The 15216-nt window shown below is 65.8% G+C and carries 12 protein-coding genes; 1 reads left to right on the plus strand and 11 read right to left on the minus strand.

Translation table 11 applies throughout. The features are described 5' to 3' along the window. Window positions 1-2 precede the first annotated feature (2 nt). The 11 genes from CK489_RS32245 to CK489_RS32295 all read right to left on the minus strand — a co-directional run bounded on the left by CK489_RS32245 (window position 3) and on the right by CK489_RS32295 (window position 14091). Window positions 3-989: a BMP family protein gene (locus tag CK489_RS32245; RefSeq protein WP_095735133.1), complete on the minus strand. Its 987-nt coding sequence runs from the start codon at window positions 987-989 to the stop codon at window positions 3-5. Window positions 990-1087: 98 nt separating this feature from the next. Next, complete coding sequence (locus CK489_RS32250; protein WP_095735134.1) at window positions 1088-2533, minus strand: YlbE family protein; 1446 nt, start codon at window positions 2531-2533, stop codon at window positions 1088-1090. Beyond that, a complete protein-coding gene (gene fdrA / locus CK489_RS32255) occupies window positions 2533-4131 on the minus strand; it encodes an acyl-CoA synthetase FdrA (RefSeq protein WP_095735135.1) in 1599 nt (532 codons plus the stop codon). Before fdrA (CK489_RS32255) ends, CK489_RS32250 begins: the two co-directional genes overlap by 1 nt. A gap of 232 nt (window positions 4132-4363) precedes the next feature. Beyond that, window positions 4364-5323 (minus strand): carbamate kinase, encoded by a 960-nt coding sequence (gene arcC / locus CK489_RS32260; protein WP_095735136.1) that lies wholly within the window; start codon window positions 5321-5323, stop codon window positions 4364-4366. Window positions 5324-5327: 4 nt separating this feature from the next. Continuing rightward, window positions 5328-6836, minus strand: coding sequence for an acyl-CoA synthetase FdrA (gene fdrA / locus CK489_RS32265; RefSeq protein ID WP_095735137.1), 1509 nt, complete (start codon window positions 6834-6836; stop codon window positions 5328-5330). Beyond that, window positions 6833-8083 (minus strand): YlbE family protein, encoded by a 1251-nt coding sequence (locus CK489_RS32270; RefSeq protein WP_095735138.1) that lies wholly within the window; start codon window positions 8081-8083, stop codon window positions 6833-6835. Before CK489_RS32270 ends, fdrA (CK489_RS32265) begins: the two co-directional genes overlap by 4 nt. A gap of 10 nt (window positions 8084-8093) precedes the next feature. Then, window positions 8094-8282, minus strand: a complete 189-nt coding sequence (locus CK489_RS32275) for a hypothetical protein (protein ID WP_050625694.1) — start codon at window positions 8280-8282, stop codon at window positions 8094-8096. A 205-nt stretch (window positions 8283-8487) separates the two neighbouring features. Further along, entirely contained in the window at window positions 8488-9321 is an 834-nt protein-coding gene (locus tag CK489_RS32280) for an oxamate carbamoyltransferase subunit AllH family protein (RefSeq protein ID WP_245350567.1), read from the minus strand. 120 nt (window positions 9322-9441) lie between these two features. Further along, a complete protein-coding gene (locus CK489_RS32285; RefSeq protein ID WP_095735139.1) occupies window positions 9442-11976 on the minus strand; it encodes a branched-chain amino acid ABC transporter ATP-binding protein/permease in 2535 nt (844 codons plus the stop codon). Beyond that, window positions 11973-12848, minus strand: a complete 876-nt coding sequence (locus CK489_RS32290; protein WP_095735140.1) for a branched-chain amino acid ABC transporter permease — start codon at window positions 12846-12848, stop codon at window positions 11973-11975. The genes CK489_RS32285 and CK489_RS32290 overlap by 4 nt, the downstream gene beginning before the upstream one ends. A gap of 40 nt (window positions 12849-12888) precedes the next feature. Beyond that, the gene (locus tag CK489_RS32295; protein ID WP_095735141.1) at window positions 12889-14091 is read right to left on the minus strand and encodes an ABC transporter substrate-binding protein; all 1203 of its coding nucleotides are present in this window, start codon (window positions 14089-14091) and stop codon (window positions 12889-12891) included. Between the two features lie 142 nt (window positions 14092-14233). On the opposite strand from CK489_RS32295, the gene CK489_RS32300 reads away from it, so the two are divergent. Next, a complete protein-coding gene (locus CK489_RS32300; protein WP_143278276.1) occupies window positions 14234-15205 on the plus strand; it encodes a polysaccharide deacetylase family protein in 972 nt (323 codons plus the stop codon). Window positions 15206-15216: the final 11 nt, after the last annotated feature.

The raw sequence follows: 15216 nt of genomic DNA on the forward strand, positions 1-15216 counted from the left end.
GGTCAGCCCACCTTGACTTTGATCTTGTTCGACAGCAGGTCGTCCTTCAGCTCCTTGATCATGGCCTGGATCTCGGGCGTTGCCCCGGTGCAGATCTCGATGTCGGCGGAGCGCGGTCCCATGGCGAGGCCGAACTGCTTGTACTCCGGGTGCCACGTTCCGGCGACGGCCTGGTCGATGGCGTACTCAACCATGAACCCGATGCCGCTCACCGTGTAGGCGATATAGAGCGGGTTGTTGTCGGAGCAGTAGTTGGTGTAGCTCCCGATCATCTTGGTGCCCTTCTCGCGCGCCGCCTGCTCCATGCCGCGCACGCCGAGATTGAGGATGTTGTAGTGGACGTCGGCGCCCTGCGCGATCGCGGCAAGGGTCGCTTCCTTGGCCTTGGCGACGTCGTCAAAATCGCCGGTGTAGGTCACGAAGCATTTGGTATCCGGCTTGACGTGCTTGGCGCCATTGGCGAATTCCGTTCCGGTGTTGACGATAGCCGGAATTTCGAGGCCGCCGACATAGCTCACCGCGCCGTTCTTCGACATCAGCGCGGCAACCGCGCCCGCAATGAAGCCGATCTGCGCCTGCAGCACGTCGTATTGCGCGACGTTGTCGGTCGGCTGTCCGGTCGGGCCGACGATGGAGAACTTCACCTTCGGGAACCGCTTGGCGACCTTGAGCACCGATGCCTGGGTCTGCCCCGCCGCGCCGATCACCATGTCGTTCTTGGACGCGAGCGTGACCAGCGCCTGCTCCATGTCGGCGAACTTGACGTTCTCGATCGACGTGATCGCGACCTTGTTGCCGTGGCGTTGCTCGGCGGCCTTCATGCCGTTATAGGCCGACTCCATCCAGCCATGGTCGGCCCGCGACCCCGGAATGAGAATGCCGATGCGAAGCGGCTTCGCATCGTCGGCGAAGCCGAGCCGGACTGATGAACCGATAAAGGCTGCCGAGAGCAGGCCAGTTTGCAGAAATGCACGACGGGTAGCGCTCATGTGTTTCCTCCTGTTCGTTCCCGGTGTTGCCGCTCTTTGTTGCGGCATTTTTGCAGCGGCGGCGCGGCAGCGCCGTCAGTTTCAGATTCGAAGCAATCTCATCCCGCGCCAATCGTCGCCAGCGCGCCGACGGCATCGACGAAGCACTTCATCGGAGCCTGCACGACGCCGGCGCCGATGATCCCCATGCCCGGCTCCTTGTGCGCCGTTGCGGTGTTGATGACCGGCCGCATGCTCTCGTCCACGACCTTGCGGACGTCGATGCCGACCGGCGCTCCGATGAAATCGAGCATCGGCAGAGTGAAGCCTGGATTGCGGCCGATCGTGACGTGCGCCATCTCGCGCGAATAGCGCAGGGCGTCCTGCGGCGTGCCGCCGACGAACTGGACCATCGCGGGAGCTGCCGCCATCGCGAACGCGCCGAGCCCGGCGGTTTCGGTGATCGCGCTGTCGCCGATATCCGGATTGGCATCGGCCTCGCTGAAGCCCGGCAGGAACAGGCCGACCGGGATGTCGGCCGGACCGACAAACCACTGCCCGTCCAGTCCGCTGACCCTGATGCCGACATTGACGCCATTGCGCGCCATCGCGGTGACGATGCTGCTGAACGGCACGCCGTGCGCCGCGTCCATGGTCGCCTTGCAGGCCGCCATCGACAGGCTCAGGAAGAACATATCGTCCGCCCCGATCGTCCGCAGCGTCTCGTGAACGAGGTCGCGCGAGATCGAAGACTTGAGCAGCGATTCCGTAACGGCGCGATACAGCAGCAGGGTTGCGGCCGTGTTGCGATTGTGGACATCGTCGCCCATGTGCAGCGACTGCGACATCAGCGGCTTCAGCGGCAACCCGCCCTCGATGCCCGCGACCGCGGCCTTCAGGCATGGCGCCAGCACCGTCTCGATGAGCTTGAGGCCTTCGATCACCTCGGGAGCGAACGCGCCGAACCGCAGCGTCTTGGCGCCGCCGGATTCCATCATCGGCGCATAGGCGCGATTGCCGGCGGTCTTGTTCTGCACCACAAAGAGCGGCATCGAGGGCGAGATGATGCCGGTCATCGGCCCGACCGCGCCGAATTCATGGCACGGCGCGAAGCGGATCCGGCCTGACGCGGCGAGTTGCTCGGCCTCTCGCGGCGTTGCCGCCCAGTCCTCATAGAGGATTGCGCCGACCACCGCGCCCTTCATCGGGCCGCACATATCGTGCCAGGCGATCGGCGGACCTGCATGGAGCAGCGTCCGGCCCATGTCCGGCCAGACCTCCGACGCATGTGCCGCGATGTCGACCCATACCGGTTGCGCGGTCAGGATCCGCTCGAGCACTTCGGCATTGGCGCGATCGATCCGCGATCCCAAGCAATCCGCATCGGTGGTATCGCCAACGAGCTGCGCGAGGCTCCAGGCCACCTCGGGACTGCCGTCGCCGACCGGCTGCCAGCGCAGACGCACCAGCGGGGCGCCGCTGCTTTCGACGCCGCGATCGAGATCGGAGGCGCCGAGGCTGATGACCGATGTCTTGTTCTGGAGCGCGGAAGGAGCTGCGTTCATCATCGTTCTCCACCTTGCATGACGCGACGTCCCGTGGCGTTGTCGTCAGCGGCCATGCGGCTCGCGATGGCTTGCGCGGCACGGGCTGCGCCGCTGCTGCTGCCGACAATCTCCGCGCCGGCGTCCGCCAGCATGGCTTTCTGGGTCTCGTAGGCCTGCGGATCGGCATCTGTGCCGCAGACGAAGCAGATCACGGGAAGCTCCCGCCCCTGCCCGCCCGCGGCGGCCTTCGCCCGGCGGATCGCCGGAGCCAGGATCTCCGCCGGATTCGGATGGCTGCCGTAGCCGAGCACGACGTCCAGGACGATGCAGGCAACGGTCGGATCGTCCGCTTCCTTCAGCAGCCGCTCGATCCGCACGCCATAGTCGATCATCGGATGCGGACGCCCCACCGTGAATTCATCACTGCCGAGATCGATCGCGGTGTGTCCCTGGCTCGCTTCCACATCGGCCAGACGGTCCGCCTCCGCAAGCGGCGCGTTCGACCGGACCCGAAGGCCGACCGATCGCCAAATGGTCTGAGCCTCCGAGCAGAATGTTCCGCCGGAATAGAGCCCGCGCAGATAGCGCTGCGACGGCGCCAGCGACGCACAAACCCGCGTTACCAACGCCTCGATCGCTCCGTCGTCACGCTCAAACTGGTTTGACGCCGCAAGCGCGACGGCCTGGCGCGCCGTCTCCTCGAGCGACGACGTGCGGTGAACATTGCCGGCCGATGCCGCCGGCTCGCCGCCGAGGAAGCAGATCACGACCGGCTTGCCGATCTTGCCGGCGCGCTCGATCACCCGCTTCTGCACATCGGGCGCAGGAGGCTTGGAGACGATGGCGACGACCCTGGTCTGCGCGTCGGCGGCCAGCAGATCCAGACCCTGCAACATGGTGATGCCGCCGACCTCGCTGGAAACATCGTGACTGCCGGTGCCGATGGCCTGCGATATGCCCTGACCGTGCCGATGGATCTGACACATCACTTCCTGCAGGCCGGTGCCCGATGCGCCGACCAGCCCGATCGCGCCCCGCCGAACGACGTTGGCAAATCCAAGCGGCACGCCATTGATGATGGCCGTGCCGCAATCCGGCCCCATCACCAGCAAGCCCTTTTGCGCCGCGACGCGCTTGATGGCCTGCTCCTGTTTGATCGGCACGTTGTCGCTGAACAGCAGCACGTTCAGGCCCTGCCGCAGTGCCTTCAGCGCTTCCGCCGCCGCATAGGGACCCGGCACCGAGATCAACGCAAGGTCGGCGTGATCGGCAATCGCGACGCCGCGGGAGATCGAGCGCGGCGGCGCTTCCGCCGCCGCTTCGGCCGGGCCACCCTTCGGCTCTTCGCCGACGATCAGGGAGTGAATCTCCCGCTCCGCGGCTGCAAGCTTTTCGGGCGCCTCGTCCGCCACGACGATCATGATATCGCCGGGCTTGGCGTCCTCGAGCGCCGGACTCATCAGCCCGGCCTGTTGCAGGAATTCCTTGTTGCTGCGCGTTCCCATCAAGAGCGTGACGCGCTGCACGCCGGTCCGCGCGACCGTGACCTGCGAGATCCGCATCAACGATACGGAATCCTTGTACAGGTTCGCCTTAATGCTGGATTGGATGGCCATGGCCCTGTCGTTCCCTTGAATCCCGCAGGCTGCTTGTTTGTCTTGTGCTTGAGCTTCAGCCGGCGGCCAGCTCGATTGCCTGGTCGGTTGCGGCGCCGATCCGGCGTCTCAACTGCGTCTGCTCGGTGAGCGCCGGCGCCATTGCGGCCATGAAGACCGGACCGCCATCTTGCGCGACACTCGGTACGGATTGGCGCTGGCGGATATCCCGCCGATGCGCCACTCCCGATGGTTATTGAATGACGTGCGTCCCGGTCTCGCCCCGCAGCGCCGCCATGGCGCAATCGAGGTGACTGATGATTGCCCGCTTGCCACCGCCCTCGAGAAACCGGATCGCCGCATCGACCTTGGGTCCCATGCTGCCGGGAGGAAAATGTCCTTCGCGGTGGTAAGCCTTGATTTCCTCGAGGCTGACCTGATCCAGGTCCCTCTTGTTCGGCTTGCCGAAATTCACTGCGACGCGCGGGACCGCGGTCAGGATCAGCAACTCCTCGATGCCCAGCACATTGGCGATGTGAGCGGATGTCAGATCCTTGTCGATCACGGCCGGCACGCCGGTGCGCACGCCCTTTGCGTCGCGGACCACGGGAACGCCGCCGCCGCCTCCCGCGATGACGATCGTTCCCCGCTTGACCAATGCGTCGACCAGCGAGATGTCGCAGACATGCTTGGGCTTCGGCGACGGCACGACATGACGCCAGCCGCGCCCCGAATCCTCGCGCATCGCCCAATTGAGCTCCGCGCTGATCTTCTTGGCCTCGTCCTCGGAAAAGAACGGCCCGACGAACTTGGTCGGATTCTTGAACGCGGGATCGTCCTTGTCCACCTCGACTTGGGTCAGCAGGCTTGCCACATGCCGCTGGTTGCCCTGTTCGCGCAGCGCATTCTCGATCGCCTGCATCAGGAGATAGCCGATGCCGCCCTGGCTGTGCGCGACGCAGATGTCCATGTCCATCGGCGGAATCCGGCTCATCGTCAGCATCTGACGCATCATGATCTTGCCGACCACCGGGCCGTTGCCGTGGGTGATGACCAGCTCGTTGTCGAGCTGCGCCAGCGGCAGCAGCGCCTCCGCGGTGATCTGCGCGACCGACTTCTGCTCCTGGGAGGTGCCCCTGATATCCTCAGGGTGAACCGCATTGCCGCCGATCGCGACCACCAGGCGACGCGGCACGTCATTGAGTGTACGCATTTCCTTATCTCCCGGCATTCTGGACGATGGCGACCGCAAGCTCGCAGGCCTGCGCATTCGACGGGGCAACGAGGATTCCGGCCTGCTCAAGTTTCCTGACCTGGGCGGAGCGCCCTTGCGGGTCCTGCTCGGTGCCGACGACGGACGCGACCAAGACCGGCGCATCCCGCCCGCGATCGGCGACGATCCTGGTCAGATGCTCGGCGGGATCGGCGTGCGCGCCATAGCCGAGCACCAGGTCGAGCAGGATCACCGAGAGATCGCGGTTCTTGAGCGCGGCCCGCAGCGCATCGTCACGCACGGACGGATCGATCATCGGATGCGGCCGGCCACGGGTATATTCGTCGTCGCCGAGGTCGATCAGGCGGTCCCGCCCGCCGCTCGGCTCGACGCCGAGCTTGAGCGCGCCGGGGATCGCGGCGTTCGACGCCACCTTCCGGCCTGCGGCAGCGAGGATCACCTGGGCCTCGGCGCACAACGTGCCGCCGGCGAACAAGCCCTCGATGCCGCCCCGACCGTTCCGAAGAAGCCGTGACGCGACAGCGTTCGCGTCGAAGTCTGCGCCGATTTGCTTGTGTCCCAGTGCGAGTTCCGCGGCGCCTTTCAGCGTCGGCGAGAAGCGGGCGTTCGGCGGGACCTCGACCTCCGACGCTCCGATGAAGCACACGGTGTACGACTTCCTGCTCCGACCGATCCGCTCAAGCACGGACTTCGCGACATCGGGATGCGGCGGCTTCGAGATCAGCACCACATGGTCGGTTTCCGGATCGGCATCGAATGCATCGATCGCCATCAGCGTGGTGATGCCGCCGATATCCTTCTTCAGATCGCGTCCGCCGACCCCGATGGCATGGGAGATTCCCGCGCCGCCTTCCGAGATCAGGCACGAGACCTCCTGGGTTCCGGTACCCGATGCGCCGATGATGCCGATCCTGCCGCGCATCAGCTTGTTGGCGAACGCCAGCGGCGCGCCGCCGATCACGGCCGTTCCGCAATCCGGCCCCATCATCAGGAGACCGGCCGCCCGCGCCTGCTGCTTGAGCGACAATTCGTCTTCGAGGGACACGTTGTCGCTGAACATCAGCACGTGCAGGCCGCGATTGAGCGCCTTGCGAGCTTCGGCGGCGGCGAACTCGCCGGGAACGGAGATCAGCGCAAGATTGATCTCCGGCTTCGCCTTGACAGCGGCGGCAATCGAGTGCGGCCGCCAGGCGGCCTGCGCCTCGCCCTGGGTCTTCGGCTTGTCGAGCGACTTGATCGCGCTGTCGAGCGCTTCGCGGGCGGCGGCCTCGGACTCGGCCTTGACCGCGATCACGAGGTCGTTGCCCTTGACCGCAGTGCTCTCCTCCAGCAGCCCCGCATTGCGCATGATCGCAGCGTTTGACGGCGTTCCCATCATCAACGCCGCTTCGATCACGCCGGGCGAGCCGGCCACCTCGCGCGACAGCCGCATCAGCGCGACCGAGTCGAGATAGAATCCCTTGCGGACCTCGTTCAGGACGACGACGTTCATGACACACCCAAATCCTTGGCGATCGCGACGATCGCCTGCTGGAAGCACGCTAGCGGCGCCTTAACCACGCCGGCACCGACCTGGCCGATGCCGGGCTCGCGATGCGCGATACCGGTGTTGATGACCGGCACCACGCCGGAATCGACAACCAGGCGAATATCGATGCCGGTCGGCACGCCCGCGAAGTCCATCGCCGCAATGGTCCATTCCGGATTCTGCGCGACCGTGATCTCGCCCATCGAGCGGGTGAAGTTGCCGGCCTCGGACGGCGCGCCGGCACCGACGAAGCCGGCGACGGCCGGCGCTGCCGCCATCGCAAATCCACCGAGGCCGATGGTCTCGACGATGGCGGAATCGCCCATGTCCGGGTTGGCGTCCTTCTCGGAATAGCCGGCGAAATACAGCCCCTCCGGCATTTCGACCGGCGCGGTGAACCACTGCTCGCCGAGCCCAGAGACGCGGATGCCGAAATCGGTGCCGTTGCGGCACATCGTGGTGACGATGGTCGAACCGCGAATGCCGTTGGCGGGATCGGTGATCGCCTTGCCCATCGCCATCGCGATGTTGAGGAAGAACTGGTCGTTCTGCCCGATGAATGCGAGGCACTCGGCGAGGACGGTGTTGTCGGTCGAGGTGCGCGCCATCCAGGGCGCGATCTCGCGCAGAAAAACGCTCGAGCAGGCGAGATTGCGCTGATGCAGTTCGTCGCCCATCGACAAGCCACGTGCGACGATCGATTTCAGGTCGATGCCGCCGGCGGCTCGGATCGCCTTGCCCAGTGTCGGCCCGAATACGTCGCGCAACCAGGCGAGCCGCTTCAACACGCTCGCGTCGTTGCCGCCGAAGCGCATCACCTTGCCGAGCCCCTCGTTGATCGCGCAATAGGCGCGGTTGGAGAAGCGCGCGTTCTCGACCACGAACAACGGCATCGACATCGTCGTCATGCCGGTCATCGGGCCGACTGCGCCAAAGTGGTGGTTCGGATGAAATTCGATCTCGCCGCTGGCGGCGAGCTTGGTCGCGGTCGGCAGATCCTTTGCCCAGCCCTCGAACACGATGGCACCGGCGACCGCGCCGCGCATCGGGCCGCACATCCGGTCCCAGGAGATCGGCGGTCCGGCGTGGAGGATCATCCGTTCGCGCAGGTCCGGGATCAGTTGACGGGCGGGAACGATGTCGATCAGCCGCGGCTCCCCTTCGAGGATCCGGGTGAGCGCTTGCTGGTTTGCGTCTTCGATCAGCTTCATCGGTGCGCCCTCACACACCGAGCTTCGCGAGCAGAGCCGCCATCTGCGGATCACCGCCAGCCGAGGGCTTCCAGTCGACATGAACGACGCCGATGTCGCAATCGCGAAGGTCCTTCACGAACCCCTCAAGCCCGACATTCACGACTTCGACCTTGCGCGCCAGCAATTGCTGATACTGCGGCCTATCCTGTTCCGTCATCGTCTCCGCCCTAAAGTTCGTTTTCGTTTTGTCGAGCTAATAAGAAAACACTTACTTAGTCAAGACCGGATTCTCGGAAAATGCGAAATCTCTGTTCGCCGTCGATTCATGGATTGGCCGAGAGGCAATTCCCGCTAAAAAAAATGCTCCGAACTTCGTTCGGAGCAGTCTGGGAGAACTCAAAATTTGGACTGCAACGGCATCATCATCCGCGCAATTCATGACGCAGGACGACCAGACTGCCTGCGAATGCATCCAGTCCGGATGTATGTCCGATCGCCGTCAGTGCCGCGAGCGCGCGACGAAATCCGGCGCCCTCGCCGCTCATCGTTGCATGAATGGCGGCGTGCAGCGCTGCTGCGCCGTAACCCAGCGCCGCCGCACGCAAATGGACCCGGCTGATGTCATTGGTGCCGTCGAGCAGCGCACGACATTGTTCCCACAATGCATCGCGACATTCGGTGCGCCCCAGCGCAGCCAGCGCAATCAGCGCGCCGCCGATCAAATCGTCGCCTGACGGCGTGAGCCCCGGCCCGAGACCGATCAAGCTGCCAAGTCCCGCGTCGCGATCCGCATCGTGATCCGAGCCCGACAGGATTCGTTCCAGGGCAGCGAGACCGGGCATGGCAGCGCGAACGAGCAGCGAAGCATCGCCCGGAACACGTCCGGAGCCGAGCACGGCGAGGCCTTCCGACGTCAGCTCATCGCCCCACGCCGCATCGACCGCATCAAGCCCGCGTTGCAGGCTGCCGATCGACCAATGCGGTGCGTCGCGCGGCGCCCAGATCGTCCGCGAGGCGAGATTTGCCAGCGGCACGCCTGCGATCCACAGCATGGAGTCCGCGACCCGCACGGGATCGCCGACTGCCAGTCGCGGCCATCGGAAATCGCCGAGCACATGCAATGGACCCGATCCGATGCCGGCCTGTCCGACGCAGATCCAGATCCCGTCGATGACGGCGTAGAACGAACGTTCGAATACGGCGACGACCTGCCCCGCGGCGCGATCGCGAAGCGCCCGGTCGGCAAGCAGCCCCACTTCCACGTCACCGCAGACGGTCGGTGCGGGCCCGGGACGCCGTTCGTCCCGTGCCCCCATGCGACCGGACTGCCCTCCGTCAGCTTCGCGGCCTCCGACCAACATCCGCCCTCGCCTCCCTCAGCGTGCCTGCGCCGCGAACCGCTGCGCCGCGCCGGCCTGCGCCTCGCCGCCCAGATAGGCCGCCTCAAGCAGCGGGTCCTCGGCGATGATGTCGGCGGCGCCGCTCTTCAGGATCGCGCCGGTCTCCAGGAGATAGGCCCGATCGGCCAACGCGAGCGCATGGCCTGCCATCTGATCGACCACCATGATGGTCATGCCCTCGCTGCGCAGCCGTTCAAAGGATGCAAACAGTTCATCGACGACGAGTGGCGCGAGGCCGAGCGACGGCTCGTCCAGCATGAAGATCTTGGGCCCGGTCAGCAGCCCGCGCGCCACCGCGAGCATCTGCTGCTCGCCGCCGGACAACAGGCCGGCGCGCTGCTCGATACGCTCCTTCAACCGCGGGAAGCGCACGAACATCGCCTCGATCTCGGCATCGAGGTCGAGGCCCTTGCGCGCATAGGCGCCGAGCTCAAGGTTCTGCTTCACCGTCAGTTCCGGAAACACCTGCCGCCCTTCCGGCACGAGCACGACGCCCGCGCGGGCACGGACATGCGCAGGCAACGTGTCGATGCGGGTCTCGGCGAGCCGGACTTCACCGGTGGATCGCGGCGGTTCGAGACCGGCGATCGACCGCATCAGGGTGGTCTTGCCGGCGCCGTTGGCGCCGAGCACGGCAACCGCCTCGCCGGGCGCGACCACCAGATCGATCCCGTTCAGGGCGCGCGACAGGCCATAGAACGAGTCGAGTGCCTTGACCTCGAGTGCGGTGCCCTGCCGCGCCGGCCGCGGCGCACGGCTCTTCTCACCCGGCGTGGCATCGCCCAGATAGGCCTTGCGGACCGCCGGATCATTGCGGATCGCCGTCGCATCGCCGATCGCAATGCGCTTGCCGCCATCGAGCACGACGATGAGATCACTCAGTGACATGATCATCGGCATGTCGTGCTCGACGATGATGACGGCAATCCCGAGATCGGCGATCCGCCGCAGCAGCGCGGTCAGGCGTTGCTTGTCGCCCTTCGAAAGGCCCGCCGCAGGCTCGTCGAGCAACAGGATGCGGGGCCGCAGCGCCAGCGCACGCGCGATCTCGACCAGCCGCTTCTCGCCATGGGACAGCGAATCCGCAAGCCGGTCGACGTCGCCGTCGACACCGGCAAAGCGCAGCAGGAACCGGGCGAATCCCTCGGTCTCCGCGTTGCGCAAGGCGGAGACGACGCCGCCGAGACGACCAACCCGCTCGGCGAGCAGGATGTTCTCCAGGATCGTGAGCGAGCCGAACAATTGCGTGGTCTGGAACGTGCGCGCCACGCCGACCCGCGCCAGCAGATGCGACGTCATGCCGGTGACGTCGCGATCGCCGAGCATCACCGTTCCCGCCTGCGGCCGGTAGAAGCCGCAGAGCAGATTGAGCGCGCTGGTCTTGCCGGCGCCGTTGGGACCGATGATGCTGGTGACGGCACCCGGCGCCGCCTGGAACGACACGCCCTGCACGGCGCGCACGCCGCCGAACGAGATCGAGAGATCCGTCACGTCGAGCCCCGCCGCGTTATGCGTTTCGAGGATCGCCGAATCGACATTCGCCACCGCGATCGCGGGCCCGGCCGCGGGCTTGCGCGCCGGCCGGAATTTTGCCACGAGCTGCTCCACAAGGCCGACGATGCCGGAGGGTGCGGCGCGCAGCACGACGAACAGCAACACGCCGAACGCCAGCAGGCGATATTCGGCGAGATCCGACAGCGCTTCCGGCAGCAGCACCACCAGCGCGGCGCCGATCACCGGGCCGAGCGCCGAGCCGGCGCCGCCGACCATCACGCCGAACAGCAGCAGCACCGATTGCAGGAACGGAAACGAGCTCGGGCTGATATAGCCCTGCAGCGGCGCGAACAGCGCGCCGGCCAGCGCCATTGCCGCCGCCGAGATCACGAAGGCCACGGCGCGGACATGCACCAGGTCGATGCCGAGCGAGCGCGTCGCGACCTCGGTGTCGCGGGCGGCGCGCATGGCATATCCCCAGCCGCTGCGCTTCAACCGCTCGAACAGGAACAGGCCGGCAAACACCAGCACGATGCCCGCGATGGCCAGCGAACGCTCGGACAGCGCATAGCCGAACACGCTGGGCGGCGCACTCAGCATCAGGCCGTTGCCGCCGCCGGTGAGATCGCGCCACTCGATCGTGACATGTTCGACGATGAAGCCGAACGCGATCGTCACCATCGCCAGATACGGCCCGCGCACGCGCAGCGCCGGCAGCGCAAGCAGCCCGCCGACGATGCTGACCAGGACGATAGCGCCCGCCGTCGCGGCGAGGTAGGGCCAGCCGGCCTTCTCCATCAGCAGCACCGTGGTGTAGGCGCCGATCGCCATGAAGCCGATATGTCCGAGCGAGATCTGGCCCGCGAGGCCGAGCAGGACGTTGAGCCCGATGCAGGCGATCGCGGTCAGAGAAATCGTCGCGATCAGGAACACCGCGTAGCTGTCCGCGACCGCGGCATAGCCGATGGCAATCGCGAATGCCGCGACCGCGATCAGAAGGGAAGCGCGAGAAATCATACCTTCTTAACTCCAGCTCGGCCGAGCAACCCGTGCGGCATGATGACGAGGATAACGATGACGGAAGCGAACGTGATGATCTGGGTGTAGACCGACCCGAGATAGTTGGTGGCGAACACCTCGATCAGGCCAAGGCATATTCCGGCCAGCATGACGCCCCAGGCGCTGGCGAGACCGCCGATGATCGCGGCGGCGAACGCCTTGATGCCGAACAGCGTGCCCATCTCAGAGGAGACGTTGAGCAGCGGCGCGATCAGCAGCGCAGCGACGCCCGCCAGCATCGCCGACACCGCGTAGCTCGCGGCGATGGCGCCGCTGACATTGATGCCCATCAGCCGTGCGGCATTGGGATTTTGCACCACCGCAAGCATCGCGACGCCATGCCGCGTGCGGCGGCTGATCAGATGCAGCGCCAGGGCCAGCAGCAGGCCGACCACGGGAATCAGGAGCTGCAGGGGGTAGACCCCTGCCCCTTCCACGATCTGGATCGGCTTGGCCGCGAGCACCGACGGGAAGCTGCGCGGCTCCTTGCCGAACACGAACAGCATCACATTGTCGACGATGATGCCGACCGCAACCGTCGCCATCAGCCAGTTGTCCGATCCGCGCTGCACGAACGGACGAACCGCGTAGCGTTCGATCAGAACGCCGTAGACGGCGCAGACCAGCAGCACCGCGGGGATGCCGATCGCGGCAGGCCAGCCCCACACCACGAGGAAGAAGTATCCGGCAACGGCCCCCAAGGTCATCGAGCTGCCCTGCGAGAAGTTGACCGTGCCGGACACGGCGTAAGTGACGTGAAAGCCAAGCGCGAGCAGACCGTACATGCTCCCCAGCGCCATTCCGGTTATTATCGCCGAAAGAAACGACATTGATGATCACCCCGATCTGCTTGCTGGACGACCGCTGCCGTCAATTCTTGAATGGCAGGATGTGGTTGTCTTCGAAGTGGGCCCAGATGTAGTCCTGCGCCGTCAGCGCATCGTGCTTGTCCTGGGCGAACGGCTTGTCATAGGTCTTGATCAGGCCTTCCAGCCGGTCGATTCCGTAGAAGCCGTCACGAATGGCGGTCGGATCGGTGCTGCCGGCCTTCTGGATCGCGCCGGCGATCACCAGCACGCTGTCATAGGCATTGGCGAAGCCGACCGCCGGGGTCACGTCCGCGGGCCCCTTGATGTCGGGATACTTGGCCTGCAGCTCGGCGAGCACGCGCTTGCCGACCGGCGAGAGGTTGCCGAAGAAGCTGTAGGTCTGGACGAACACGACGCTCTCGGCGCTCGGCCCGGCAAGCTCGGTGAAGCGGCCGCCCGCCGGTCCCCAATGCGACACGATCGGCGGCGACCAGCCCATCCGGTCGAGCGATTTCACGACCTGCGAGGATGGACCGACATTGCCGACCAGGAACAGGGAATCGGCGCCCGCCTGCTTGAGCCGGGACAATTGCGCGACGACGTCGACATCGTTCGCCTCGAACTTCTCGACGCCGGCCGGTTCGATCCCGGCGGCCTTCAGCGCGGCGCGCAGGCCATGCTCGTTCGATTCGCCCCAGGGATTGTTGACGAGGATGAGGCCGGGCTTCTTGGCCGCGAAGGTCTTGCCGGCGAACGCGACGATCGCCTTGTCGACCTCGTCGTCCATCGCCGAGACGCGGAACACGTAGTTGGACGCAGCGCCGTTCTGCGTGATGTTGGTTCCGGCGGCCCACGGCACCACGAACGGCATCTTGACGTTGTTGACGAACGGCACGATCGCAAGCTGGACCGGCGTATCGAGGCCGCCGAGCAGGACCGCGACCTTCTCGCGCTGGATCAATTCGCGCGCGGCGGTTAGCCCCTTTGCGGGATTGCTTTCGTCGTCACGACGCACCAGTTCGAGCGGACGGCCGAGCACGCCGCCCTTCGCATTGATCTCCTCGATCGCGATCGTGGCGCCGCGGGTCAATGCTTCGCCGGCGCGGGCCGACTGCCCCGACAGCGCCGTGACCAGGCCGATCTTGATCGGGTCGGCCGCCTGGGCGCGCTGCGCAAACGGCAGCGAGCCGACGAGAATGGCGAGCGCGCCCTGCAAGACAACGCGGCGGCACAACCCGGTAATGGGGGTACAAGCGTAGTTCATTTCTGCAATTCCTCCCGCTCCGACGGCTCCCTTGCCGCCTCTGGTCCCGCTGCCGCCGTTTCTCGGCCTTGACGGAAGTAAAAACTTTCTTCACAAATTGGCGAATGTCAAGCGGCCGATCGCGCGCCGAATGGAGATTGCGATGCAGCGGGAGATTAGAGCGGAACCGGAGCGAGCCGTGCTCGGCGATGCAACATCTGCGCAACCACCTGATCCGGCGCGCGGTCTCGTCTCGCATGACCGCTACCGCTACAGCGCGATCACGCGCCGCCCCGACTTCGTGTGGCCTAACGGCAAGCGGCTGGCGGTCTACATCGCGCTCAACCTCGAGCATTTCGCGTTCGGCGACGGGCTTGGCGCCGAGCTCTGCCCGGGCGGCCCGCACCCGGACGTTCTCAACTACGCCTGGCGCGACTATGGCAACCGGGTCGGCGTGTGGCGGCTCATCGATCTGTTCGACGAACTGAAGCTGCCGCTCTCCGTGCTCGCGAACAGCAGCATCTATCACTATTGCCCGGAGGTCATGGACGCCTTTCGCGCACGCGGCGACGAGGTGGTCGGCCACGGCCGGACCAATTCCGAACGCCAGGGCGTGCTCTCCCCTTCCGACGAGCAGCGACTGATCGAGGAGGCGACGGATGTCATCACGCGCGCCGAGGGAGGGCGGCCGCTCGGCTGGCTCGGTCCGTGGATCTCGCAATCCGCCGTGACCCCGGACCTGCTCGCTGAAGCCGGCTACCACTACCTGCTCGACTGGTGCATGGACGATCAGCCGGTGTGGTTCTCGACACGCGGTGGCGGACGCATCCTGTCCGTCCCATATCCACAGGAACTGAACGACATCCCCTCGATTGTCGGGCGCAAGGACAGCGGCGAACAGTTTGCGACCATGATCGCGGACAGTTTCGAGGAAATGCTGGCGCAATCCACCAAGCAGTCGCTGGTGATGGGCATCGCGCTGCATCCGTACCTGGTCGGCCAGCCACACCGGCTGCGGCCGCTGCGGCGCGCTCTGCAGGCGATCGTCGCAAGGCGCGACGACATCTGGATCACCACTGCCGGCGAGATCGCGGCATTTTCTCGCGCCCTGCCCGACGGCATCGTGCCGACATAAGAAACTGGAGA

Origin of the sequence: Bradyrhizobium sp. UFLA03-84, assembly GCF_002289535.1 — a bacterium.
Taxonomy (GTDB): Bacteria; Pseudomonadota; Alphaproteobacteria; order Rhizobiales; family Xanthobacteraceae; genus Bradyrhizobium; species Bradyrhizobium viridifuturi.

What these genes read in the sequence shown, in the direction of transcription:
- CK489_RS32245 (WP_095735133.1), bottom strand. Translation starts at nt 989, where the DNA reads ATGAGCGCTACCCGTCGTGCATTTCTGCAAACTGGCCTGCTCTCGGCA.
- CK489_RS32250 (WP_095735134.1), bottom strand. Translation starts at nt 2,533, where the DNA reads ATGAACGCAGCTCCTTCCGCGCTCCAGAACAAGACATCGGTCATCAGC.
- fdrA (WP_095735135.1), bottom strand. Translation starts at nt 4,131, where the DNA reads ATGGCCATCCAATCCAGCATTAAGGCGAACCTGTACAAGGATTCCGTA.
- arcC (WP_095735136.1), bottom strand. Translation starts at nt 5,323, where the DNA reads ATGCGTACACTCAATGACGTGCCGCGTCGCCTGGTGGTCGCGATCGGC.
- fdrA (WP_095735137.1), bottom strand. Translation starts at nt 6,836, where the DNA reads ATGAACGTCGTCGTCCTGAACGAGGTCCGCAAGGGATTCTATCTCGAC.
- CK489_RS32270 (WP_095735138.1), bottom strand. Translation starts at nt 8,083, where the DNA reads ATGAAGCTGATCGAAGACGCAAACCAGCAAGCGCTCACCCGGATCCTC.
- CK489_RS32275 (WP_050625694.1), bottom strand. Translation starts at nt 8,282, where the DNA reads ATGACGGAACAGGATAGGCCGCAGTATCAGCAATTGCTGGCGCGCAAG.
- CK489_RS32285 (WP_095735139.1), bottom strand. Translation starts at nt 11,976, where the DNA reads ATGATTTCTCGCGCTTCCCTTCTGATCGCGGTCGCGGCATTCGCGATT.
- CK489_RS32290 (WP_095735140.1), bottom strand. Translation starts at nt 12,848, where the DNA reads ATGTCGTTTCTTTCGGCGATAATAACCGGAATGGCGCTGGGGAGCATG.
- CK489_RS32295 (WP_095735141.1), bottom strand. Translation starts at nt 14,091, where the DNA reads ATGAACTACGCTTGTACCCCCATTACCGGGTTGTGCCGCCGCGTTGTC.
- CK489_RS32300 (WP_143278276.1), top strand. Translation starts at nt 14,234, where the DNA reads ATGCAGCGGGAGATTAGAGCGGAACCGGAGCGAGCCGTGCTCGGCGAT.